General features: G+C 52.0%; 25 protein-coding genes. 7 read left to right on the forward strand and 18 right to left on the reverse strand.

The genetic code is table 11. The features are described from left to right. Positions 1-27 precede the first annotated feature (27 nt). Positions 28-321 (reverse strand): transcriptional regulator, encoded by a 294-nt coding sequence (locus ACZ5TN_RS01510; protein ID WP_464916934.1) that lies wholly within the window; start codon positions 319-321, stop codon positions 28-30. A 44-nt stretch (positions 322-365) separates the two neighbouring features. Here ACZ5TN_RS01510 and ACZ5TN_RS01515 point away from each other — a divergent pair, with 44 nt between their 5' ends. The 5 genes from ACZ5TN_RS01515 to rsmA all read left to right on the forward strand — a co-directional run bounded on the left by ACZ5TN_RS01515 (position 366) and on the right by rsmA (position 3,907). Further along, entirely contained in the window at positions 366-1,547 is a 1,182-nt protein-coding gene (locus ACZ5TN_RS01515; protein ID WP_464916935.1) for a tRNA pseudouridine(54/55) synthase Pus10, read from the forward strand. A gap of 169 nt (positions 1,548-1,716) precedes the next feature. After that, the gene (locus ACZ5TN_RS01520) at positions 1,717-2,013 is read left to right on the forward strand and encodes a 50S ribosomal protein L21e (protein WP_011249853.1); all 297 of its coding nucleotides are present in this window, start codon (positions 1,717-1,719) and stop codon (positions 2,011-2,013) included. Between the two features lie 2 nt (positions 2,014-2,015). Continuing rightward, positions 2,016-2,384 carry an RNA polymerase Rpb4 family protein gene (locus ACZ5TN_RS01525; protein WP_464916936.1) on the forward strand — a complete coding sequence of 123 codons (369 nt, stop codon included), beginning with the start codon at positions 2,016-2,018 and terminating at the stop codon, positions 2,382-2,384. A 66-nt stretch (positions 2,385-2,450) separates the two neighbouring features. After that, complete coding sequence (locus ACZ5TN_RS01530) at positions 2,451-3,071, forward strand: DUF655 domain-containing protein (RefSeq protein WP_011249851.1); 621 nt, start codon at positions 2,451-2,453, stop codon at positions 3,069-3,071. Then, entirely contained in the window at positions 3,068-3,907 is an 840-nt protein-coding gene (rsmA, locus tag ACZ5TN_RS01535; RefSeq protein WP_464916937.1) for a 16S rRNA (adenine(1518)-N(6)/adenine(1519)-N(6))-dimethyltransferase RsmA, read from the forward strand. The genes ACZ5TN_RS01530 and rsmA overlap by 4 nt, the downstream gene beginning before the upstream one ends. Here rsmA and ACZ5TN_RS01540 read toward each other — a convergent pair. Continuing rightward, the gene (locus tag ACZ5TN_RS01540; protein WP_464916938.1) at positions 3,879-4,385 is read right to left on the reverse strand and encodes a ferritin family protein; all 507 of its coding nucleotides are present in this window, start codon (positions 4,383-4,385) and stop codon (positions 3,879-3,881) included. The two genes, rsmA and ACZ5TN_RS01540, sit on opposite strands and share 29 nt — an antisense overlap. Positions 4,386-4,445: 60 nt before the next feature. Here ACZ5TN_RS01540 and ACZ5TN_RS01545 point away from each other — a divergent pair, with 60 nt between their 5' ends. Beyond that, the gene (locus ACZ5TN_RS01545; RefSeq protein ID WP_464916939.1) at positions 4,446-6,191 is read left to right on the forward strand and encodes a radical SAM protein; all 1,746 of its coding nucleotides are present in this window, start codon (positions 4,446-4,448) and stop codon (positions 6,189-6,191) included. On the opposite strand, the gene ACZ5TN_RS01550 is transcribed toward ACZ5TN_RS01545, so the two are convergent. The 11 genes from ACZ5TN_RS01550 to ACZ5TN_RS01600 all read right to left on the reverse strand — a co-directional run bounded on the left by ACZ5TN_RS01550 (position 6,181) and on the right by ACZ5TN_RS01600 (position 17,455). Further along, positions 6,181-6,960 (reverse strand): hypothetical protein, encoded by a 780-nt coding sequence (locus ACZ5TN_RS01550; protein ID WP_464916940.1) that lies wholly within the window; start codon positions 6,958-6,960, stop codon positions 6,181-6,183. The genes ACZ5TN_RS01545 and ACZ5TN_RS01550 overlap by 11 nt on opposite strands. Positions 6,961-7,012: 52 nt before the next feature. Beyond that, positions 7,013-8,830 (reverse strand): S-layer protein, encoded by a 1,818-nt coding sequence (locus ACZ5TN_RS01555; RefSeq protein ID WP_464916941.1) that lies wholly within the window; start codon positions 8,828-8,830, stop codon positions 7,013-7,015. Between the two features lie 195 nt (positions 8,831-9,025). Continuing rightward, a complete protein-coding gene (locus ACZ5TN_RS01560) occupies positions 9,026-9,859 on the reverse strand; it encodes a hypothetical protein (RefSeq protein WP_464916942.1) in 834 nt (277 codons plus the stop codon). A gap of 2 nt (positions 9,860-9,861) precedes the next feature. Beyond that, complete coding sequence (gene amrS, locus ACZ5TN_RS01565; RefSeq protein WP_464916943.1) at positions 9,862-10,914, reverse strand: AmmeMemoRadiSam system radical SAM enzyme; 1,053 nt, start codon at positions 10,912-10,914, stop codon at positions 9,862-9,864. Between the two features lie 15 nt (positions 10,915-10,929). Further along, a complete protein-coding gene (locus ACZ5TN_RS01570) occupies positions 10,930-11,658 on the reverse strand; it encodes a polysaccharide deacetylase family protein (RefSeq protein ID WP_464916944.1) in 729 nt (242 codons plus the stop codon). Next, positions 11,633-12,796 (reverse strand): glycosyltransferase family 4 protein, encoded by a 1,164-nt coding sequence (locus tag ACZ5TN_RS01575; protein ID WP_464916945.1) that lies wholly within the window; start codon positions 12,794-12,796, stop codon positions 11,633-11,635. Before ACZ5TN_RS01575 ends, ACZ5TN_RS01570 begins: the two co-directional genes overlap by 26 nt. A 57-nt stretch (positions 12,797-12,853) precedes the next feature. Then, positions 12,854-13,783 carry a thiamine-phosphate kinase gene (locus tag ACZ5TN_RS01580; RefSeq protein ID WP_464916946.1) on the reverse strand — a complete coding sequence of 310 codons (930 nt, stop codon included), beginning with the start codon at positions 13,781-13,783 and terminating at the stop codon, positions 12,854-12,856. Beyond that, a complete protein-coding gene (locus tag ACZ5TN_RS01585; RefSeq protein WP_464916947.1) occupies positions 13,765-14,190 on the reverse strand; it encodes a putative toxin-antitoxin system toxin component, PIN family in 426 nt (141 codons plus the stop codon). The genes ACZ5TN_RS01580 and ACZ5TN_RS01585 overlap by 19 nt, the downstream gene beginning before the upstream one ends. After that, positions 14,187-14,429, reverse strand: a complete 243-nt coding sequence (locus tag ACZ5TN_RS01590; protein ID WP_464917447.1) for an AbrB/MazE/SpoVT family DNA-binding domain-containing protein — start codon at positions 14,427-14,429, stop codon at positions 14,187-14,189. Before ACZ5TN_RS01590 ends, ACZ5TN_RS01585 begins: the two co-directional genes overlap by 4 nt. Before the next feature lie 29 nt (positions 14,430-14,458). Then, a complete protein-coding gene (locus ACZ5TN_RS01595; RefSeq protein ID WP_464916948.1) occupies positions 14,459-15,724 on the reverse strand; it encodes a TIGR00375 family protein in 1,266 nt (421 codons plus the stop codon). A 9-nt stretch (positions 15,725-15,733) separates the two neighbouring features. Further along, a complete protein-coding gene (locus ACZ5TN_RS01600; RefSeq protein ID WP_464916949.1) occupies positions 15,734-17,455 on the reverse strand; it encodes a chloride channel protein in 1,722 nt (573 codons plus the stop codon). Positions 17,456-17,521: 66 nt separating this feature from the next. Between ACZ5TN_RS01600 and ACZ5TN_RS01605 the strand changes: the two genes are divergently transcribed. Beyond that, a complete protein-coding gene (locus tag ACZ5TN_RS01605; protein ID WP_011249836.1) occupies positions 17,522-17,992 on the forward strand; it encodes a hypothetical protein in 471 nt (156 codons plus the stop codon). Between the two features lie 13 nt (positions 17,993-18,005). Here the strand turns inward: ACZ5TN_RS01605 and ACZ5TN_RS01610 are convergent, their stop codons facing one another. The 5 genes from ACZ5TN_RS01610 to ACZ5TN_RS01630 form a co-directional block, all read right to left on the reverse strand. After that, a complete protein-coding gene (locus ACZ5TN_RS01610) occupies positions 18,006-19,325 on the reverse strand; it encodes a cation:proton antiporter (RefSeq protein WP_464916950.1) in 1,320 nt (439 codons plus the stop codon). Next, entirely contained in the window at positions 19,313-19,807 is a 495-nt protein-coding gene (locus ACZ5TN_RS01615) for a CBS domain-containing protein (protein WP_464917448.1), read from the reverse strand. The genes ACZ5TN_RS01610 and ACZ5TN_RS01615 overlap by 13 nt, the downstream gene beginning before the upstream one ends. A gap of 124 nt (positions 19,808-19,931) precedes the next feature. Then, positions 19,932-20,798, reverse strand: coding sequence for an agmatinase (speB, locus tag ACZ5TN_RS01620; RefSeq protein WP_464916951.1), 867 nt, complete (start codon positions 20,796-20,798; stop codon positions 19,932-19,934). A gap of 42 nt (positions 20,799-20,840) precedes the next feature. Further along, positions 20,841-21,290: a universal stress protein gene (locus ACZ5TN_RS01625; protein ID WP_011249832.1), complete on the reverse strand. Its 450-nt coding sequence runs from the start codon at positions 21,288-21,290 to the stop codon at positions 20,841-20,843. 10 nt (positions 21,291-21,300) lie between these two features. Beyond that, complete coding sequence (locus ACZ5TN_RS01630) at positions 21,301-22,581, reverse strand: ArsB/NhaD family transporter (protein ID WP_464917449.1); 1,281 nt, start codon at positions 22,579-22,581, stop codon at positions 21,301-21,303. Position 22,582: the final 1 nt, after the last annotated feature.

The following is a 22,582-nucleotide window of genomic DNA, read 5'->3' on the forward strand; positions in this document are numbered from 1 at the left end:
AGAAAAGCCTAACTTGGAAGACAGGCCTTACTTGCTCTCTATTTTAAACCTCGGCTCTTCTATCCACTCGGACTTACAGCGTGGGCACCTGGAGGGGACTTTTATCTCGGGCTTGAAGACGAAGCCGCAGTTTCTGCACTCTGCAGGCTTTATCAGAAGAACTTTCCCATCTCTCTTGAGAATTTTCTGGATTACCTTCAGATCTTCGAGGATTATCTTCACTGATCCCTTCCCGCGGAGATCAAGCGCTCTTGCCAGCTCGCTGGGGGAGTAATCCCGCTCCTCCAAAAGGCTTATTATCCTCTCCCTCCGAGTCGGCATGGGGGTAGTTTGAAGCTGGAGATAAAAAGCTTTAGGGTGGGAGCATGATAGTCGAGAAGGCCAGTGAAGTGCTTGAGAGGCATCAGCTCTGCGACCACTGCCTCGGCAGGCTCTTCGCAAAGCTCGGAAAAGGAACAAACGAAAAGAGAGGAAAGGCTATAAGGTTCGTTCTCAACATGGAGCGGGCTAAAGATGGTCTCCCACCGGTGGAAGAGCCCAAGGAATGTGAGCTGTGCAACAATGTTTTTGAAAAGATTCCTGAGCTTGTTGAAAAGATGAAGGAAGCAGCGAGAGGGGTTGAATTTGATACTTTTCTCGTCGGCTCGAGGTTTCCTGATGAGGTCAAGGAGAAAGAGAAGGCAATGTGGGATGAGTTCGGAATAGAAACCGCCGAGCCGATAAACCGCGAGTTCAACCGCGAGCTCGGAAAGGCCTTTGGGAGGGCAACCGGAAAGGACACGTCAAAAAGTCCTGACGTTGTCTTCATAGTCGAGCCTTACTCCGGCAAAATTGAGCTCCAGATAAACCCCCTCTACATATACGGTCGTTATAGAAAGCTCCTTCGTGGAATACCCCAGACACCGCACCCGGACTTCGAAGAGAGCGTCGCATCAATAATCTGCCGCCCGTTTTCCAAGGCAACCGGAGGAAAGTGCGTCTTTAAAGGGGCCGGAAGAGAGGACGTTGACGTTAGGATGCTCGGCAACGGAAGGCCCTTCATCCTGGAGATAAAGCGCCCTAAGAGGAGAAAGATTAACCTTGAAGAGATAGCAAGGGAGATCAACGCAAGCGGAAAGGTTGAAGTGCTGAACCTAAGGTTCACCACCCCAGACGAAGCTGAGAGAGTCCTCTCGACACCACACAGGAAGGAGTACCTTGCCCTTGTGCTTGTGGAGGAAGGTGTTACTCCCGAAGAAGCGGAGGAAATAGCCAAAAAGCTCACCGGGCTTGAGATTCACCAGAGAACGCCCTGGAGGGTCAGGAAGGCGAGGGCCGACAAGGTTAGGGTGAGGAAAGTCCACCACGCTGAGGCAAGATGGATCGATGAGAAACATTTCGAGCTGAGGCTCATCACCGACGGCGGCCTCTACATCAAGGAGCTCATCTCCGGGGACAAAGGAAGGACGAAGCCGAGCGTCAGCGACCTTCTCGGCAAGCCAGCGTGGTGTGAGAGGCTTGATGTTCTAAACGTCCTTGATGAGGACAGTTCTGGAGACCCTTCTTGAGTGGTGAAAAATTTATAAACGCTTCACCAGAGGCAATACTGATTCCCGGGTTAGGTTAGTTGGTAAACTGGTGCGAAAAGAGCGACCCCGGGAAACTCGTGAAAAGACTGGACTCTCCCTGTGGGAGTTGCTGGATTGAGTGATTAAAGACACCTGTGAGGTGATTGAAATGGTTAAGAAGGCGCACAGCTTCAGGAGGAAGACGAGGGGCAAGCTCAGCAAGCACCCGAGGAGAAGGGGCCTTCCCCCACTTACCAGGTTCCTCCAGGAGTTCGAGGTCGGGCAGAAGGTTCACATCGTCATCGAGCCGAGCTACCACAAGGGCATGCCCGACCCGAGGTTCCACGGAAGGACTGGAACCGTCGTCGGCAAGCGCGGAGACGCCTACATCGTCCAGATAACCGACGGCGGTAAGGTCAAGACCTTCTTCATACACCCCGTCCACCTCAGGCCCCAGAAGGGATGACTATGATAGGCAGGAAGAAGCTCGAGGAGCACTACATTACCATAGCAGAGGCTAAGGAGCTCCTCGAGAGAAGGCATGCCGAAGGCCTTGCCGAAAACCCTGAGGAGCCGATGTTCTACGAGGCCAGGGTTAGCCTTGAGCACGCCGAGCGCTTCGCAAAGCTGAAGCCCGAGCAGGCGAGGGAACTTAAGGAGAAGCTTATGGGCCTCTTTGACTGGATAGACGAGAGAATAGCCGCAAAGCTCGTTGACATCCTACCAGAGGACTACCTCGACATCCGCGTCATCTTCGCGAAGGAGGAGTACATGCCGACTCCCGAGGAGGCCGAGGAGATTATCAAGGTTATTGACGAATACCGGCCCCTCGACTGACTTCTTTTCTTTTCCCTTGAGGAAAGTATAAAAACTGGTAGGTGAATAACTTCTGGGGGAGAGACTATGGATAGGTACAGGAGACACTCCTATAGGGAGAGTGTGGGTAAAAAGAGGCACCACAATGAGTATGAGGAATACGCCTATGTGTTAGACTACCTTCCGGACGGGTACATTGACATTGCCAGCGGGAGAAGGACCGGAAAGCCGGTTGCCCAGGTTATTGGTGAGAAGGCCTTTACGCTCCTTGAAGTCACTCCAAAGACTGACCTCATGCTCTACGAGAGGGTCTTTATTGGAAAGGGAAACAGGGATAAAATCCTGCTTATAAACAAGAGGATTTCCTACGATGAGCTTACCGACACTGCTAAGGCCGAGCTTCCGTACGTTGTTGAGGAAATCGTGAAAAACAACGAAGAGAGGTTTGTCCAGTTTTTCAACATGGCACCGCCGATAACCAACAGGCTCCACAGCCTCGAACTCCTGCCCGGAATCGGGAAAAAGCACATGTGGGAGATAATAGAGGAGAGGCAGAGAGAGCCCTTCAAGAGCTTTGAGGATCTGAAGCAGAGGGTTAAGGGGCTTCCCGATCCCGTGAAAATGATAGCAAAGAGGATCGTTGATGAACTCCAGGACAAGGACAGGTACAAGCTGTTTGTCGGCCACAGGAGGCTATTCCGCGTATGAGAGACCGCCTCTTCTCAATTATTTATAAGTACAACCTCCACCCAAACCGAGACCTTGGGCAGAACTTTCTGATAGTTCCCGACATAATAGAGCGCAACATCGAACGGGCAGAAGTGGGAGAGAAAGACATCGTTCTGGAAATCGGACCTGGCCTGGGTGTTCTCACAGATCCGCTCAGTAAAAGGGCCGGGAAAGTGTACGCGATTGAAAAAGACCGCAGGATTGTGGAGATACTGAGAAGGGAATACGACTGGCCAAACGTTGAGATAATAGAGGGGGACGCACTCAAGGTAGAGTGGCCGGAGTTCAACAAGATGGTCTCAAACCTTCCGTACCAGATATCCTCCCCGGTGACGTTTAAACTTCTGAGCCGCGAGTTTGAGCGTGCGGTCTTGATATTCCAGCTTGAGTTTGCCGAGAGAATGGTCGCCAAGCCAGGGGATAAGAACTATTCTCGCCTCTCCCTGATGGTCAGGGCGAAGGCGAGGGCAGAACTCGTTGAGCGTATTGGAAAAGGGGCCTTTTGGCCGAGACCCAAGGTTGATTCTGCTGTCGTTGTGCTTGAGCCAAAGCCTCCAGAGGAGAGGATTGATCTCAATGAAAACCTCGTAAAAGCTCTCTTCCAGCACAGAAGAAGTACTGTTTCCGCGGCCCTGAAAAAGTCTGCCCATATGCTTGGACTCTCGAAGGATAAAGCCAGGGAGCTGAGGCAGGTTCTCTCAAGGGTTCCCCATTCAGAGAGAAGAGTCTTTCAGCTGTCCCCCGAAGACGTCCTTGAGATAGAGGAGTTTTTGAAGAAGGAAGGGGTCATTGAGTCCTCTCCAGCATCTCCTTGAGCGTTGAATACCTCCTGCGGGACAGCTCCGATAGGGCGCTGAAGAGTTCTGAAAGATCCTCATCGGAAGTTTTTGATGTCAGGGATGAATAAATCTCGTGCATCACCCTTTGCGTCTCAAGAAGCGTTTTTATAACGTCCTCAATTCTGCCAGTTTTCAGAGTTCTCTTCAGATCTTTCAAGGATAAGAGGAGTTCTATTGGCTCAACATTGGTGGGGGAAAGCTCAGAAGTTCCAAACCGTTTCCGGTATTCTGCCATCAGCTTCTCGGCCGTCTCAACGCTCAACTCGGCGAGCCGCTCGCAGAGGTTTGAAGCATCATTCCCCCATCTGACTTCTTTCGCATAGTTTGAGAGAGACCTGCAGGTCTCCGCCAGTTTCAGTTCATTCTGTATCCAGTACGACAGAAGTTCTTGAGGGCTTAGTCTCTGAAGGTCTTCAACTGCTTTCTTCAAGTGGTCATAAGTTCGCTCGCCCATACCCCCTCACACTCTTTACAACACCCAAGCTTTTTTAAAACCTCTCTCCGACTCGAGTACATGATAGTCGCTATTATAGACGGCTACACCGACGAACCAGCTGGCTTGGGAGTTCCCCCTTACCTCGGTATATATCCCAGGTATGCCTACGGCGCTATAAAAAAAGCTAGAAAAGATGCGTCGATTTTCTACCTCACCATAGACGACCTGCGTGCCACATTCTTGGGTGAGCGGGGAATAGCGACACGAAACAAGACGCCGAACTTTCCCAAAACGAGAGAAATCCTAGAAAAAGCCGACATCATAGTTTACATCGGCGGTCTCCACACTCCTGGAAAGTACCTGTCCGCAGTCCCCGGGAGCGTGGAGGAGGTAGCAAGGTTTCTCACTCAGTTCAAAGGAGAGAAAATCCTCGGCGGGCCTGCTTTCATGGGCTCCGCCAGCATGGGGGGCATTAAGATAACCAGCAGAGAACTGCAGCTCGCCCATCAGGTTTTTGACCACGTAGTCTATGGCGACCTTGAGGCATTTCTCTTTGACTACTTGAGCAATCCAAAAGATGCAGACCCGCTTCGCTTCAGGACTTATGCAGAATTAAGGGATTATGCAATTATCGGAGCAGAAGTCGTCAAGCAGTTTCCCGATTATCCTGACTTTGTTATAGTTGAAATTGAAACCCAACGCGGCTGTCCCAAAGCCATGGGAATTGGGGGATGTTCCTTCTGTACCGAGCCTGTCAGGTATCGCAGAGTGGAAGACAGGTCGGTTGAGGACGTCGTTGCAGAGGTTAAAGCCCTCTATACCCTTGGTGTCAGACACTTCCGGGTAGGCAGGCAGAGCTGTATATTCTCCTACATGGCAAAGCCAGATGGCAGGGTCCCTATACCAAACCCCGAGGCAGTTGAGAAGCTCTTCCGCGGAATTCGCTCGGTCGCTCCGAATGTTAAGACGCTCCATGTAGACAACGCCAACCCTGCTGTCATAGCAAACTATCCTGACGAGAGCAGGAGAATAGCGAAGGCCCTGATAGAGTACGGCACTCCCGGGGATGTAGTCGCGTTTGGTCTCGAAAGCGCCGACCCAAAGGTTGCAAAGCTCAACAACCTTAACGCCACAGCTGAGGAGACCTACGAGGCGGTTAAACTTCTCAACGAAATTGGGGGAAGAAGAGGCTACAACGGAATGCCATGGCTTCTTCCGGGCATAAACATAATCTTTGGCCTTCCCGGTGAGACAAAGAAGAGCTATGAAATCACGTTCCAGTTCCTGAAAAGACTCCTGGATGATGGTCTGATGGTCAGGCGCATAAACATCCGCCAGGTAGTAGTTTTTCCAGGAACACCTTTGTGGCACATGAGGGATAAAGTGAAGGTTGAGAAGCACAAGAAGCTTATCCAGCACTACCGCTACAAGATAAGGCACGAGATAGACCTACCTATGCTCAGGCGTGTTGTCCCAGTGGGAACTGTTCTAAGGGACGTCCGCGCTGAAGTCTTTGATAACGGCTTAACCTATGGGAGGCAGATTGGGAGTTACCCACTCATAGTCGGGATGCCCAAGCAGGTTCCCCTCAACAAATTCTACAACGTTTTAATCGTTGATCACGGGTTCAGGAGCATAACTGGAATCCCTGTGCCGATAAATGTGAATGAAGAGAGCCCAAGGGTCTTGGAGTACATACCGGGCATAGGAAAGAAGACTGCCGTGAAAATACTGGCAAAACGTCCCTTTAAGACTCCAGAAGAGTTCTTTGAAGTTATTGGAGAGGATAAAAAGAACGTGCTAAAAGACCTAATCACCCTGTAGAGGTCTGGTTGCCCTCTGGCCATTTAAACCCGATTATGTGTTCTATGAGTGCTACTTCAGCGCGGAGGGCACTGTCAGATTTTCCTTCAAGTACTATCAGGCCTTCCCTCGGCACTGTAATCCTGTTCGCGGTAGCCCCCTCATTGGGTCCCAACAACACGACTGCAAGGTGGTTTTTGTTTCCAATACGGCCCAATCCAATGAGGGATTTGGTGAAGAACGTCAGGTATCTAACGTCGTGCCTTTTCATGGTCTCCTCGTATGCATAGGCCTTGGCACTGGCGTTGTCCATGCCCTCCTGAAGGCCCTTCCAGTAGTAGTACCTCTTAAACAGGGTTGAGGTCAGGGCGCTTATTTCAGTAACCGCGGCAGTTCTATCAACACAGCTGCCAACGAATTCTTCGGGAGACGATGAGCACAGCTTGACGTTTGTGTCGCCGATGATTATGGTGAACTTCTCGTAAGGTGCTCTTAGTGTTACGTTTACGTCCACTTCGGGGATTCCAGTCACGTATCCCGTGACATTTACCGCGTAGCCTTTAGCGCCCGCAGGTAGCTTAAAACCCTGGAGTGTCAGATTAACGTACTCCTTGGGGGTGAGGGAGAGATAACGACCATCGGGCAGTTTGAAAACCAGGTATGTTTTAGCAGGTGCTGACTTGGACGGATGAATTGAACTCTCATAATTTGAATATCCATATCCCAGATAACCTAGCGGAGCAGCAATCAGGATTATAAGAACTAGGGCAGCAAGGAGTCTTCTGGACACATTAGCAACCTCCCAGAAGTTCTAACTAAAGGAAAGAGAAGAAGAAAGGCCTTCAGTGAAGGCCAGCGAGGTACTCCATGAGAGCCTCGGCGGCAGCCTTGGTGCCGTCCCTGTCAGCACCAGCGACGAGGACGACGCCGTGGCCGCCGATGGTCGGGCAGTTGTCGATGTACTTGACGACACCGGCCTTGAGGTTCTCGTCAGCAGCCCACTCCTCGTAGGTGGTCGGGACGCCGAGCTTGTCGGCAAGGGCGGCGGTGACCTTGTTGACAACCGGACCACCGACGAGGATGAGGTTGCTGTCAACGCTGTCGAGGCCGGCTTCGATGATCTCGTCGTCGAGGACAGTTATCGGGGTGGTTATCTTGCTGACGACGGCGGCCTTGGCCGGGCTGGCGGTGGCCTTTATGTCGTCGATTGTCCATCCCTCAAGCTCGTCGCCGACGCCGAGCTCCTTGGTGGTGTACTCCGGCTTGAGCGGGTCGATGACAACGTAGGCACTCATGGCGGCGTAGGTCTTGTCGTCGTCAGGGTTCTTCTTCTTCATGATGTCGGCGACGTAGTCAACCTTGTATGTGTCGAAGAGCTTGACCTCCTTGCCCTCAAGCTCCTCCTTGTTCTGGAGGGCGAACCATTCGAGCTTGCCGTCCTTTATGCCGAGCTTGGCTATCCAGCCGGGCATGAACTCCTTACCGTCCTTGATGTAGCTGATGTCGGTCTGGACCTCGATGAGGGCGCTGGTGGTTCCACCAATACCAATGAAGGTGTCGAGGAGTTTTATCCTTATGCCTCCGTTGAAGAGGGTTTCGGAGTCCTTTATGTCGGTTCTGTCGTCAGTGTCGAGGGTTACTATCTTGCTTCCGGCCGGGCCTGAGACCTCGAAGAGGGCCTTGACCTTGTTGACGTCGATATCGATGACCTTGATGGTATAGTCGCCGAAGGTTGCCACCTCGTCCTTGTTGACGTACTTCTCTCCCCAGTCGTTACCGTACTCGATGTAGCCATCGCCTATGTCGAGAACCTTGATGGTCTTGCCGAAGAGGGTGATTGTGTCTCCCTTCTCAACGCCTTTGATAACTCCCTCTTCGAGGGTGGTGTAGTACTTGTTAGGCCTAACGTCACTGACGGCGTAGGTCTCTCCATTGGCACCGAGGACTGGGTCCCAGAGGGTCATCTTGTAAGCGTTCAGGCTGAAGGTCACGTTGGCAACCACGTCGTCAACGATGAGTGTGAAGTCGCTGAACTCGTCTATGTCGGTGGTGTCAACCTCGTCAAAGCCCTTGAGCTCGATCTTGCCTATAGATATGGTATAGTGGATGCTGACGTCGGTAGCGTCGTGCCAGTCGCCGTTCGGGTCCTGCCAGTAGTTGTTGTCGTTTCCGTCCTTCCACTCTACGGCGTTGAAGACGTAGTCGGTGTATCCGTCGTCGTAAACGCCACCGTTCCAGGCTGAAGCTGAGAGGTTAGCGTTGAAGATCGGTTTGCCATCTTCATCGTAGCTTCCGTTCCACCAGGCCTCGTAGTCACTAAGGTCGTCTCCAACCTTGTAGTCGCCCCTGTAGAAGTTGTCAAAGACCGGTATGTCATCCGGGTCGTAGGCGACGTCCTTCTTAACAACAACGCTGGCGTCCTTAACCTTAACATCCTCCTCGGTGTAGAGCAGGGTACCAAGGGCAACGGCTATGTCAGCGGCTGAAGCAACATCCTGAGCAGCGGCCTGACTTCCAATGACGATTTTAACGTTGGGCTCTCCGTTCTTAACGAAGAAGTCCTTCGGGATGTTCGGGACCTCGGTAGCGCTGGCAAAGCCGAGGGTTGCGCCAACCATAGCGGCACCGACTGCGAGTGCCGCGATCTTCTTCACCTTCATCTCCACAACACCTCCTTGGGTTGTTGGGGGACTTAGCCCCTACTAACAAGTGTTGTCATACCTATCTGGCCACTTGGGGTTTAAATACTTTTCGCTTTCAGACCCTTTCAGCGGCCAAAAAAAGCTCGCTGATTGCCGTAAAAATGAAAAGGAGGCTTAAACTAATGCCTACAGATAATTCGCCTTTTGCCGATATTATCTAGTCAACTTAAATGAGGTGTTGGCCTTCTCAAGAGCCTTTGCTTTCAAGGGCCTTGTAACAAGCTCGTGAGCGAAGCCTGCTAAGTCGGAAAGGATACCTTGGATCTCAGATGGGTTCAAATCAACTATTTCTGGCTCCACTACTGATATGGCAACCGGGGCATATTTCCCCGTCAGCTGGAAGGCAGTTTCCACGGTTGATACCAGCTCCGTAGCCACTAGGAAAAGCTTCCTACCGGTTTCTTTGTTCTCATCCTGAAGCTGCATAACAAACTTGTTTATCTTGCATCCCTCATAGGAGAGAGCCTTCTTGAGGTCTTCCTCAACCCTCTTCTCGTCCTCACCGTAAGCTTCAATGACAAACCTGTAGAGAAGCATCCTATCGTCGATTATCATTGATTCGATTTCTTCCCTCGAATATCCAATACGTGGCTCAGGGATATCTTCGAGCTTTGGGTAAACGGCCAATGGGCCAAACTTATCAATAAGCTGTCCCATCAAGTATGAAACTCCACCCAATATCTTTGTGAGATGTTCAGCTGAAACTTCCACTGTATTCGTCGAAACAAGGTCTATGGCTGCCGGGGCATACCTGATGGCCAGATCAACAAGGACTTCAAAAGGCCCCCTGATTCTGGCCTCTATCATCCCGGAGTATGGCAGGAGATCGTTATCGGGGTCTTCAACTATCTCATCGACGTAGATGTCCTTAATCTCGACACCTTTTTCGGCCTTTAGTGATTCAACAGTCTGCTCCATGGCGCTTTCTAAAGCTTTCTTGTCGTTGGATAGGCCCTCAATGTAGAAGATAACCTCAATCGGCCTCATTTTCACCACCACATACCAGGATATCTCTTTTTTGTGTATGTGCCAACGATTGGAATGGGTTCTCCGCAGAACCCGCACCTTCCATCATCGGTCACGTTGTACTCAACAATCTCAAACCCATAGCGGACTATTAAAGGCTTTCCACACTTGGGGCAGTAGGTGTGCTCACCCGGGTGACCGGGCACGTTGCCGATGTAAACGAACTTCAGGCCCTCTTCCCTGGCAACGCGGTAGGCCATCTCAATCGTCTCAACTGGCGTCGGAGGAAGGTGAAGGAGCTTGTAGTGCGGGAAGAAGCGGGAGAAGTGAACCGGAGTGTCGTCGCCGAGCTCATCAACGACCCAGCGGGCAAAGGCCCTTATCTCCTCCTCCTTGTCGTTCAGCGTCGGGATTATAAGGTACGTCAGCTCGACGTGAATACCGAACTCCTTCTTAGCTATCACAGCTGTCCTCCTGCTGGGCTTTCCGCTTGGGACACTGGCTATCTTCATGTAGAACTCATCGTTGAAGGCCTTGATGTCGATGTTCATTGCGTCTATATAGGGGGCGAGCTCCCTGAAAGGTTCCTCATTATTGATGTAGCCGTTGGTTATCATGAGGTTGTAGAGGCCCTCCTTTTTGGCCAGCTTTGCCGTGTCCAGGACGAACTCATACCAGATAGTGGGTTCGTTGTAAGTGTAGGCTATGCTCTCACAGCCGTACTTCTTCGCCATCGTGACTATCATTTCTGGTGTCATATCGTGGAGGTATGGGAAACTTTCATCAGCCTGGCTTATCTCCCAGTTCTGGCAGTGCTTGCAGTGCATGTTGCATCCAACGGTAGCTATTGAGAATGCACATGAACCCGGCCAGAAGTGAAAGAGCGGCTTCTTCTCAACTGGATCGGCCGCTATCGAAGAGACCTTTCCATAGTTGAGAGTGTAGAGCTTTCCACCTATGTTCTTCCTAACCTTACAGGAGCCCCTCTTGCCCTCGTCTATGATGCAGTTGAGGGGGCAGAGCCTGCACCTCACGCGGTTGTTTTCGAGCGGCTCCCACCACATCGCCTCGCGCATGTTCTCACCCAGTTATCATAGTTCCCCTTCACGTTTAAGCTTTTGGTATTCGTGGTAGAATTCCCTAAGGGTAAGAAACTCGGCGTCCCTTGAAATGTGGAACTCTATCAGCCTGCGGAGGTTTTCAAGGGCACTTTTGCCAGTCCCAAACCAGCAGTCCGGCCTGAGCCTCTTGCTCATTCTCACGAATTCCCACGGATGGAATATGTAAACGATTGGGTCTTCGAAGCGTTTGTGGAAGGACTTTTGCAGTGTCCACGGAAGGCGGGTAACTATGGACGTCGTAGTTGCTGGGACTTCGAGCAGGCCAGAAATCTCTGAGACTTCTCCTCGCCAGCCCTTGTGCTTTGCCTTCGTTGAATCAACTAAAAATCCGAGCTCTTTGAGTATTGGATAGTACTCATCTGGAAACTGGAAGTTGGGCGCTCTGAATGAAACGACTTTTCCAAACCGGGAGAGAATTTCTCTCGCTTCAGAAAGCCGGCGTCTAACCTCTTCCCCGGGGAGTCTGTCAAACCTTTCATGTTCAAGTCCATGGCACCCGAGTTCATGTTTTTTGGCTGCTCTTCTGGCGAGTTCGGGGAACTTTTCTGCCATTCTTCCAGTAAATAGAAACGTCCCTTTGATCCCGTTGTCCTCCAGGAGATCCATGACCAGCGGCAGGCCTTCTTCCATCCCTCTGGTGGATGAGGCAAACGGCGGACAGTCCTGCTCGACGTCAAACGTGAAGATAACTTGAACCATCTTTTTCCGCCTCCTCCATGGCCTCACGGTAAACCTTCTCAACGGACTTCACGACGACTCTCCAGTCGTAAACCCGTTCTACCCGCCGCTTTCCGAGTTTTCCAAGTTTTCTCTCCAGGTTCTGGTTGTTTAATATTTCGTTGATGGCACTGCTGAGCGCTCTGGCGTTTCCAGGGGGGACTAACATACCGCAGCCGTCAACAATCTCAGGGATACCGCCTACTTTTGTCCCTACTACGGGAGTCCCGCTTGCCATCGCCTCAAGAAGGACTATTCCAAAGGCCTCACTTAAGCTTGGAAGAACAAAAACATCACTCGCGCGGTAGTAGAGGGGGAGTATCGAATAGCTGACCGTGCCGAGGAACTTCACCCTGTTGGAGATTCCAAGGAGCTTTGCCTTGTTGCGGAGAACGGGCAGCATGCTCCCTGAACCTGCAACCAAAAGGGTTCCATCTACGTCTTTCATGGCCGATATGAGAGTCCCCACTCCCTTTCTGGGCTCAAGACGCCCGACGTAGAGAACGACTTTTCCATCAAGGTTCAGGAGCTCTTTGGCCTCCTCTTTGCTCACGGGAATATCAAACCTTTCGAGGTTAATCCCGTTGGGAACTATCCTCACTGGCACTCTTGTGAACCTCTTTATGAACTCTCTGGAGGCCTTGCTGACTGCTATTATCCTGTGGGGGTAAGTTAAGTGATAGCGGTAATAGGGATAGCTTGCCCGTGACATGGTGCGTATTGTGAAGGAGTTCTCGTAGTTTATGCTGTGTGTCGTCACGACACTGCCCTTGCCGAGTTTTCTCGCCGCCATTGCAGCCTTCAGGGAAAGGGGGGTAAACGCATGGTGCCCGTGAACGACCTCGTAGTCCCGGATCAACGGCTCGAGCAGGCCGTAGCCCTTAGCAAAGGCGGAAACGTTTAGGCTTGCGCTCGGAAAAATCTTGCCCGGAACTTTGACGAGCCCGATGCCGAGTTCCCTTAGCTCGTCCTCTTTTCCTGTTTTTCTGTTGTTCGTGATTATATCAACTTCATGCCCTCTCCCCCGCAGGTACAACGCGAGGTCATGCATATGAACGGCTACCCCGCCGAGTTTTGGATAGTACCAGTCGCTGACGAGCGCTATTTTGAGGGTCTCCATTTTACCTCGACCTGCAGTATCTAATGTGAGCCTTTTAAAACATTAGCGGAATTCAGTTTAATCCAATCTCGAAAAATGCTCCCAACCAAGTGGGAAAAGCGGCTCTCCGTCTATATAAACTCCTTTTCCCTCTCTGACCTGCCCGATAACGGTAAAATCGAAATCAAGCTCTGAAATCTTTTCTGGTGGCACGGTAAAGAGAAGCTCAAATTCCTCCCCGCTTGCGAGGGCTAACTCAACGGGACTCTTACCAATGACCTCAGCCACTTCATACACTTCTTCACGTATCGGAAGCTTCCCGGAGCTTATCTCAATCCTAACACCACTCATTTTGGAGGTCAAATGAAGCTCCTTAGATAGGCCGTCGCTTATGTCTATAGCCGAGTTCGCAGATTTGCTGAGGATAATTCCCTCCTTAACCCGTGCAATGGGTTCAAGGAACTTTTCGTAGAGAACTTTTCTGGTGCTCTCTGATACTTCGAGGTTGTACTTCCAGACAAGGTAGCCAGCGAACGCCCGCCCTATATCCCCTGTCACACAAACGAGGTCTCCGGGCTTCGCTCCCGACCTGGTTAACAGCCTTTTGGTTTTTCCAAGGGCAATGCCGTCTATTATCAGGTCATCCGCCTCATTGGTGTCTGCACTTAGGACGGGGATTTTATAGTAGTCGAGGGCCTTTCCTATGCCCCGGGCAATTCCCTCAATGTAGTCCTCATCCAACCCCTCCGGGAGTCCAAGCGAAAATAGAAAACCGATGGGTTCCGCTCCCATAGCCGCAACGTCGCTCACGTTCATCGTCACGGCTTTGAACCCAACCTGCTCTGGAGTCATTATGTCCGGAACATCGGTCTTCCTGACGAGCATGTCGTTCGTGGCAACGAGCCACTTGTCTCTTATCTTTAGTGCGCCGGCATCGTCACCAAGGGGGAGCTCACCATGCCTTTTCAGGTGCTTGAGGAAGAGCTCGATTATTTCTGACTCCCGCATGATATCGCCTCCGAGGGTGTTAAGACTATAAAACAGAACCCCATGTGGCAGAAAAGCTTTTCACCGTCTCGAAGGCCAAGGAGGTCTTTATCTCCCGTTACCAGTGCCTCAACTTTTCCCGAAACTGCTGCAGCGATTATTGGATTGTCTTTTGGATCCCGCGAAATAGGCGGAATTTTTCCTGTTTGCACTTTGATCGAGAACTCTTCCAAGAGCAAGAGGTATCTGTCGACCTTATCAGGAGAAATCCCAAATTTTCCAGTAAGGACTCTTCTAATTTCATCCTCTATATAATCTGAGATGACGTTCTCGTGGAGTCCCACAAGGCATTCCCAGAGGAGCCGCCGTTCGTTACCGTGCCAGAAGTAGGCGGAAATGAGAACATTTGTGTCAAGCAAAAACCTCATTTTCCATACCTCACTTTCCTTACTGCTTTGGCAACGTCCTCCTCTGAAACTCCAAGGGATTTTGCCGCTTCTTCTCCTTCTTTGAGGATCTCCTCGACGTCGATATTAAGTTTTTTCATCACTATAACGTCCCCTCTGGAGAAGATTAGCAGATACTCCCCCTCCTTTATACCCAGCTTTTCTCTGAGGCTCTTCGGTATCACGATCTGACCCTTCGAGGAGACTTTCACGACCTCCATGAGTATCACCGTAAGAAATTCCAACTTTCTTACTTATTTGACTTTCGGAGGAATTCGGTTATGCTCCTCTGCTTGGGCTTTTCCTCAACGTTGGGAACTTCAACCTCGATGGTCTCTAGGTCTTCAATTCTCGCATTCCTTACCTCATCTGGCAACTTGATCTCGCCGTACTTGCCCCCTCCGCCGGAGATAACGATGAGCTTGCCCTTTCTGTATGCCCAGACTGCCTTGGCTACCTCCTCGTGAACCTTTGCCAGCTCCTCGACGGGAACGTCAACAAGAACCCTAATCTCGCTTCCGAACTCCCGCAGAAATCTCTCCCAGACAAGCCTAACGGCCTTGGTCTCGACTCCTTTGTCGAGAACCATCGCAATAATCTCGGCGAGGGGGGCGAGGTGCAGGTAGGGCGGTCTGTCCTTCGGCCTCTCGGTAGTGTCTGCAAGCTCAAGGATTCTGTCCCTCACGCCCTTCTTTATTCTCCCACCGCACTTTGGGCATTTCCAGCGGAAGGCTTTTGCCTCTTCGAGGGAGTACTTAGTATAACAGCGGGAGCAAGCGGTGAGGTGGTACTTGCCAAGTCTAGGGTCGAGACCAGCGTTGAGGACGATCTTTCTCCCGCGCTTCAGTATAGCCTTCCGAATTTCTTCGAAGGTAGCTTCATTAACATCAAAGCGGTTGAACTCCCTTCCAAGCCTGTGGGGCATCGGTGAGTGGGCGTCGCTGTTGCTGAGGTAGGTTAGTTTGTGGTGGGCTTTAATCATATCCGCCATCTCGCTGTCAGCCGAGAGGCCGAGCTCGAGAAAGTGAATTTTCGTTCCATTGTAGGCTTCCTTAAGTGAATCATACTCCTTGTAGAGGCTTGTCCAAGGTGTAAATGCGTGAGCCGGGCCTATGAGAACGTCGAGCTCGTTGGCAATGTCCGCTATTTCGGCAGCCGAAAGAGTGAGATGTGGTCTTCCCTCGCTCTCGATGTCGGAAGAATAAGGCTTAAGCCTCTCCCTCATCTCGCGGACGGTTTCGATGTTCGGGAAAATAAGGACGTGGTGAACCCTTCGGTTATCTTCAACCTCGGTCGTTAGGAGAAACCTGATGCCGTTTCTCTCGTAGGTCCCCTCGTCTACCTTTTTTGTGTATTTGAGAAGTTCTTTCTCCCAGTTTGGATTGAGAATGTCTCCAGTTCCGACCACTTCCAGCCCCTTGAAGCGGGCGTTTTCGGCCAGATTTGGAATAGTCATTGCCTTGGAGACGGCCTTTGAGTAGCGCGAGTGAATGTGGAGGTCGGCATCGACTATCATAAGACCACCTCAGTCTATGTACATCCCCTCAAGGCCGCGGTAGTAGGCGCGGTATATGTCCCTTTTGGTCACCACGCCCACGAGCTTCCTGTTGGTCGGACTCTCAACCACTGGAAGGAGGTTCAGGTCGTATGCCATCAGCTTTTCGAATGCCGCCTCGGCCGTTTCGGTTGGATAGGTAACGACGTAGGCTCTGTTTAAGAACATCTCAACTTTCAGCCTCTTCACGGATGATGGCCTCTTCAGGATGTCCTTGATACCTATTATGCCGATAACGTTGAGGTTCTCATCAACCACAGGAAAGCAGTCGTGGGCGGTCTCTCCGATCAGGTGCTCAACCTCGAAGAGGGTCATGTCCTTTGTTACATAGACGGGGTCTCTGCTCATTATCTCACCGACCGAGATTGTCTCAAGAACCACAGGTCTTCCAGTCCTGACACGGTAGCCCTTTCTCAGGAGCTTGAGGGTGTATATGGACTCGCCGTTGAGGAAAAACCTCGCCGTCAGGAAGCCCATCGTGGCGGAGGTCATGACCGCCGGCAAAACCGCGTAGCTCCTCGTCAGCTCGGTCACCATGAGTATCTGCGTTATCGGTGCCTGCGTCATCCCGCTGAAGAAGGCCGCCATTCCGGCGAGGGCATAAACAGTTAGGTTTGGGGCAAGGGACGGAAAAGCCATTCCCACAAGAATCCCGAAGGCCACACCGAACATCGTCCCTATGTAGAGGCTCGGTGCGAAGACACCGCCGCTGTTTCCAGAGCCAACGGTCAGTGCCGTTGCGAGCATCTTAACCACCCCAAGGGTCAGCAGGAGCCCGAGGGTGAGCTTTCCATAGAAGGCCAGCTCCATTCCCTCATAACCTATTCCAAATATCCCATACGTTGGGAAGAACATTCCGAGAAAACCAACGCCGAGGCCGCCGATTACAGGCTTTAAAAGCGGGTTGACCCTCAGACTCTCGAAGGTGTCAAAAACGCGATAGATAAACTTAGCATAGAATGCCGCGAGAACCCCGAGGATTATACCCAGCAGGAAGAAAAAGGGAAGCTCGAGGAGGGTATGCCCGAGGTTTCCGGGGATTTCGACCTCAAAGGCCCTCTTGAGTATGGCGAGTGTGATGGCGTTTCCAGTAACAGAGGAAATGAAGATTGGGACTAAGTTAACGGAGAAGGCCCCCATATAAACAACCTCAAGGGCGAACATCGCTCCAGCGAGCGGGGTGTTGAAGGTTCCCGCTATTCCAGCGGCCAATCCACAGGTTACGAGGAGCTTCTTCATCTCCTTTGAAAGGTTGAACCACCTCGCGAGGATCGAAGTCAATGCCGCACCTATGAAGCCTATCGGCCCTTCCCTGCCCACACTTCCTCCAGAACCAATGGTTATGGCTGTGGCAACTATTTTTGCTACTGCGAAACGGCCCGGTATGTTGCCTCCCTTGAAGATGACCGCCTCGATGACCTCCGGTATTCCGTTTCCCCTTATGTCAGGAAATTCAACAATGATGAAGGCAACAATGAGCGCACCCAAAGCTGGAAGAAGAGCATAGCCCAGGTTTAGCTCGCCTACCTGGTAGGAGACTACGGGCAGAATCTTACCGAAGAAGAAATCATGAGTCCAAGCTATCAGAACTCTGAAGAGGACGGCACCGAGTCCCCCAACTACTCCTGCCATCAGCGAGAACCCAAGCACCGTTGCCCACTTCTTGATGTAGCGACCGTTTGAGGTTGCCATAGTATCCTACCGATGTTGGGGCTTAAGCTTTTATACCCACCGCCCCAACTGGTTTTGGTGAAGACTGTGAAAGTTGAAGGATTTGTAGCTGCACTCAGAGAAGCCGAGACGATAGGCGAGCTCTTTAAGATACTCCAGGAGAAAGGCGCCCCTGTTCTCGAACTGGACGGCGGAAAGTTCCTCATCGTGGTGGAAGGGGACTTCGAGGGCAGGCCCTTCTGGACCGAGATAAACGGTGAGAAGGCCAACCAGGCCCTCGGCGATGCCATGCTTAACTCATCGAGCTTCCCATTCAAGTGCAAGAAGCCCTACACCGGTGGAAACGTCATATTCGTGAACTTCGACGACATAGAGGTCGAGAAGTTCCTGGTTGCCTACCGCGACCCCGACTACGGTATCTTCTATCTCGTCGAGAACGGCGAGGCTAGGGAGATAACAAAGGAGGAATACGAGAAGCTCCTTCCCGAGATGCCCGAGTTCAAGGTAAAGGGAATGAGCGAAGAACAGATGGACATGATGGGTGCTTTCTTTGGATGAAAAAGGGAGAGGCTCACTCAGAGCCTTTCAGCTCCTTTATCTTCTCCTTTGTTTCCTGTATTCTCCCGACCTTCTGAGCGGCCTTCTCCGCCTTCGCCTTCTCTATCTCTGCCTTGAAGGCCCACTTGAGGAGCGGCGGCGTTATCAGTACTGAGACCGTGATGAATATCAGCGTGGCCGCTATGAACTTCGGAGCGTCGCTTGGCGGTATGGCCCCGCCGTGGATTGCCACCATGAGGTTAACGAGCGCTACTTCAGTCCTTGGAACGGAGCCTATGCCCATCTGGAGCGACATCCAGAAGTTCTCCCGCGTGAAGAGGAAGTCCCTTCCCCTGCCCCATGCCGTTATCCACGCTCCAAAGCCCCTGCCGACGATCTTTCCGACTATGGCTATAGCTGAGAGAACTGCCGCGAGGGTTATTGCATCGCCGTGCTCGAAGACCTTAAGGTTGAGCATAGCTCCAGTGTGGACGAAGAAGAACGGAATCAGGAGGCCGTAGCCTATCGCACGGACATCTTCCATAATGCGCTTACCTTCAGGGAGCTTCGAGAGTATGAGGCCCATCATGAAGGCGCCCTCGATGGCCGCTGCAAACCACCCTTCGGCTAAAGCCGCGAAGAGGAACATCATACCGATGGCCATCCCCAGGATGCCCTTCTCCACGTGAAGCCTCTCCGCGAACCTGATGTAGTGGTCGATGAAGTACCATCCAAGAACGCCCGTTATGATGAAGAAGGCAACTATCTTAATGCTCAGCTCGAAGAGACTTCCAGTACCAACTGCAAAGATAATGAGTGCTATGCCCAGGAAGTCGTCCATGACGCTCGCGCTGAGGGAAGCTGCCCCGACCTCGCTCCTTAAAACCCCCAAATCCATCATGACCCTAACGGTGAGACCTATGCTTGTAGCAGTTAGCAGAACACCACCCGCGAAGGCCTCCCTGCTCGGGTAGCCCATTGCCATGAGCGCCCACCAGCCAAGAACGAGCGGAACGAAGACTCCGAGAACGGTGGAAACCGTCGCCGTGAGGCCAGTCTTCTTGAGCTGTTCTATGTCCGCGTCAAGAGCGCCTAAGAAGAGCAGGAAGATTATGCCGAGCTTCGCCAGAAACTCAGCGATCTGATTTAAGACGGACTCATAGCCCATCCCGCTGACGATGGGCAGATAATCGGGAGCAACGTAACCGAAGTAAACGAGGTTGCCGAGGATCATACCCATTATAAGTTCGCCGAGGACTCCGGGGAGCTCAAAGCGCTCTATTATGCTGTCGCCGATTTTGGCCAGGATTAGGGCGATGCCTATAGTTGCTAGAAGCCACGCTACCCCTTCCATTGGGCACCACCCACCCTGAGCAGCCTGAGGAACTCGTCTATCAGAATCCTCAGGCTTATTTCGCCGACCAGCCTCTCTCCTTCGACCACTGCCAGAACTTGGGCCTTGTAGCGCCTCATCTTGATGAGTGCATCGAGAACCGTTGCCTCTTCCTCAATCGTTAGAGGGTGCCTGTCTGCGACGTCCTCAGCCTTGGTCGCACCGCCGAGAAGGGACCTCATGCTTCTGCTCGTCATTCCGAGCTTGAACCTGTGAGACTCTGGTGGGAGAAGAATGTCAATGACGTCCATGTAGCGGATGACTCCGACGAGCTTCATGCTCTCCCTGTCCTTCACGACCCAGACGTGGTGCCTCGTCCTGAGGAGCTTGAGGACGTTGAGGAGGTCAGAATCAGCGGTCACGATGGGCATTGCATCGAGCTTTGGCATTATTCCAGAAACTTTGAGCGAGTGAAACTTCTCAAGGGCCGCTTCGACATCCATATGCTTCACCGGGCGTAAGATTTGAAAAAGTCCTCTTAAGGGTTTCTGAACGGTGAAAAGCAGAAGAGCATAGAAAAATGCATTTTTTCACGGTGATGGATACTGAAAAAAGAACGCAGAAGGCTCAGCGCCCGAATTTTGCCATTGCACCAATGGAGTAGAAGAGGAGCTTTGCAGCCGTCAATGCCGTCGGATCGCCGAGCTTTTCACCTGCAACCTCCATTATGTCAAAGCCCGCTATCTCCTTCTTCTCGACCAGCCATTCTATTGCCTCCACTACCTCCCAGAACCTTAAACCTCCCGCCTCAGGAGTGCCCGTTGATGGCACCATAGAGAGGTCAAAGACGTCGATGTCAATTGAGAGGTAAACCGGCTCGGGAAGAGCCTCTACGAGGTCAACGAAGGCGTCAAAGCTGTAGTCCCTCGCGTGCACCCACCTTATTCCAGTCTCTTCAGCGTATTCCACTTCCTCCTTCGTCCCGCTTCTGATTCCGAACATCGCTTCCTTTACCCCTAGCTCGCTGATCCGCCTCGCGACGCAGGCATGGTTGTAGGGGTTGTCTTCGTAGCTGTTGCGCAGGTCGAGGTGGGCGTCGAAGACGACGTAGCTTGCTGGCTTCAGTGCTTCAACTGCTCCAAGCGTCTGGGAATGTTCTCCGCCTAGGAGGATTGGAATAGCCTTTGGGTTTGCCTTCTTGAGCTCTTCAATGGTTTCCCTTACTCTGTCTGCCGTTTTCCTCGGGTCTCCAGCGACGACGGCAACGTCCCCGATGTCTGCTATCGGAAGCTCCGCTATGTCAAGGTCGTAGTCTAGGATGTAGCTTTCAAGGTTCAGGGTTGCCTGCCTTATTAGGGTCGGCCCGAAGCGTGCCCCAGCTTTGTAGCTCGTAGTCCCGTCGAAGGGAACTCCCAGCAGGATGAACCTGGCTTTCTCGGGTTCTACGAGCGGGAACTCCAGCTTGAGAGTCTCATACGTGTACAGGAACTCCATTCTCTCACCTAAAGGCAAAAATAGAAGAGGGCTTAAAAGCCTTCACCTGACTATCATCACGGGAGGCTTTATTACCCCCACAACGTCCTCGAGGAGAGAGCCTATCCTCGTCTTTCCGCTCTTTCCGTACGCACCCATCACGACAAGGGAGTACTTTCCGCTGTTTGCCTCCTCAAGGACTTTCTCGCGGGCGTTTCCTTCGACAATCCTGAAGGAGCAGTTTATACCTTCCCTCTGTCCGAGCTCTAGAAGAGCGGAGATAACGTCGTGGATGCCCTTCTTCATCTCCTTCCAGGCAGTTTCCTCGAACTTCTTGAGCTTTTCAACGTCGCCGCTTCTCATTGCGAGGCTTACCGCTATCGCCTGCGCCTCCTTCCTGTCCAGGACGGAGAACAGTACCACCTTAGCTCCCTTTTTCTTCGCCACCGAAAACGCATGAAGGGCTGCCTTTTGGCTCCACTTTGAGCCATCCACGAGCACGAGTATCCTCATATCCACCACCTCACAACCCAACGTACCTCAACCAGATTATAGCCGTCCCTATGGCCACGGTCGTTACCATAATGGTCATTCCAACCTTCAGGAAGTCGTTGAACGTTATTCTCACGCCCTCGCGGTGGGCTATACCTATGACGACGACGTTCGCGCTGGCACCTATGGCAGTACCATTCCCTCCGAGGCACGCTCCCAGTGAGAGCGCCCACCAGAGCGGGTAGGGGTTCATGTGATTACCCATTGCCTTTATCAGCGGTATCATAGTCGCTGTGAATGGGATGTTGTCAACTATTGCACTTGAGAACGCTGAGAACCATGAAATGACCAGAACGGCCTCGCCCTCGCTGTGGATGTGACTAACCATCCAGTTGGCGACCTGGGTGATCAGACCCGTCTCAACTAGGGAGCCAACGATTATGAACAGGCCGCCGAAGAAGAAGAGCGTCGCCCACTCGACTTTCTCAAGTGCGTGTTCAGGTGACGCTCTGCTCCAGAGGAGCAGTATTGAGGCTCCTGTGAGGGCTATAACAGCAGGCTCAACACCAAGTTTGTCGTGGAAGAAGAATCCAATGACGACACCAATGAGCACTGTTATGGACTTTCTGAAAAGTGAGGGATCCCTGATGGCATCCCTTTCGTCCAGCGACATTATAGTCATCTTAATTGCTTCTTCGTTTTCCTTGTGAGAGTTCATCTCGGCGCGGTACGCGAGGTAGATAATTCCAATGGTCGCAAAGAGGTCAACGAGAGCTATGGGCCCCATGTTGAGGATGAACTCGTTGAAGCTGAGGTTAGCTGCGGAGCCTATCATAATGTTGGGCGGGTCACCGATGAGCGTCGCGGTTCCGCCGATGTTCGAGGCAAACACCTCCGAGAGCAGAAACGGTATTGGGTTCACACCCATTTTCTTGGTTATATACAGGAGCATTGGCGTCAGGAGGAGAACCGTCGTAACGTTGTCGAGAAACGCGCTGACGACGGCCGTCACCACCGAGAACAGAAGGAGGACTTTCATCGGGCTTCCCTTTGAGAGTTTGGCGGTTTTTATAGCTATGTACTCAAACAGTCCGCTCTCCCTGGCTACGTTCACGACAACCATCATTCCAGCAAGGAGAAGTATTGTGTCGAGGTCAAGGTACTCGGGCACCTTTTCCCACGGAACTATCTTAATCAGGAGCACCAGCGAGGCTCCGACCATTGCCGCTACCGTGCGGTGAATTCTCTCGCTCATTATGAGCCCATAGACGCCTATGAATATCGCAAGTGCTATCAGCTCCATTGGCTCCATT

The sequence above is a fragment of the Thermococcus sp. JCM 11816 genome (assembly GCF_055396515.1).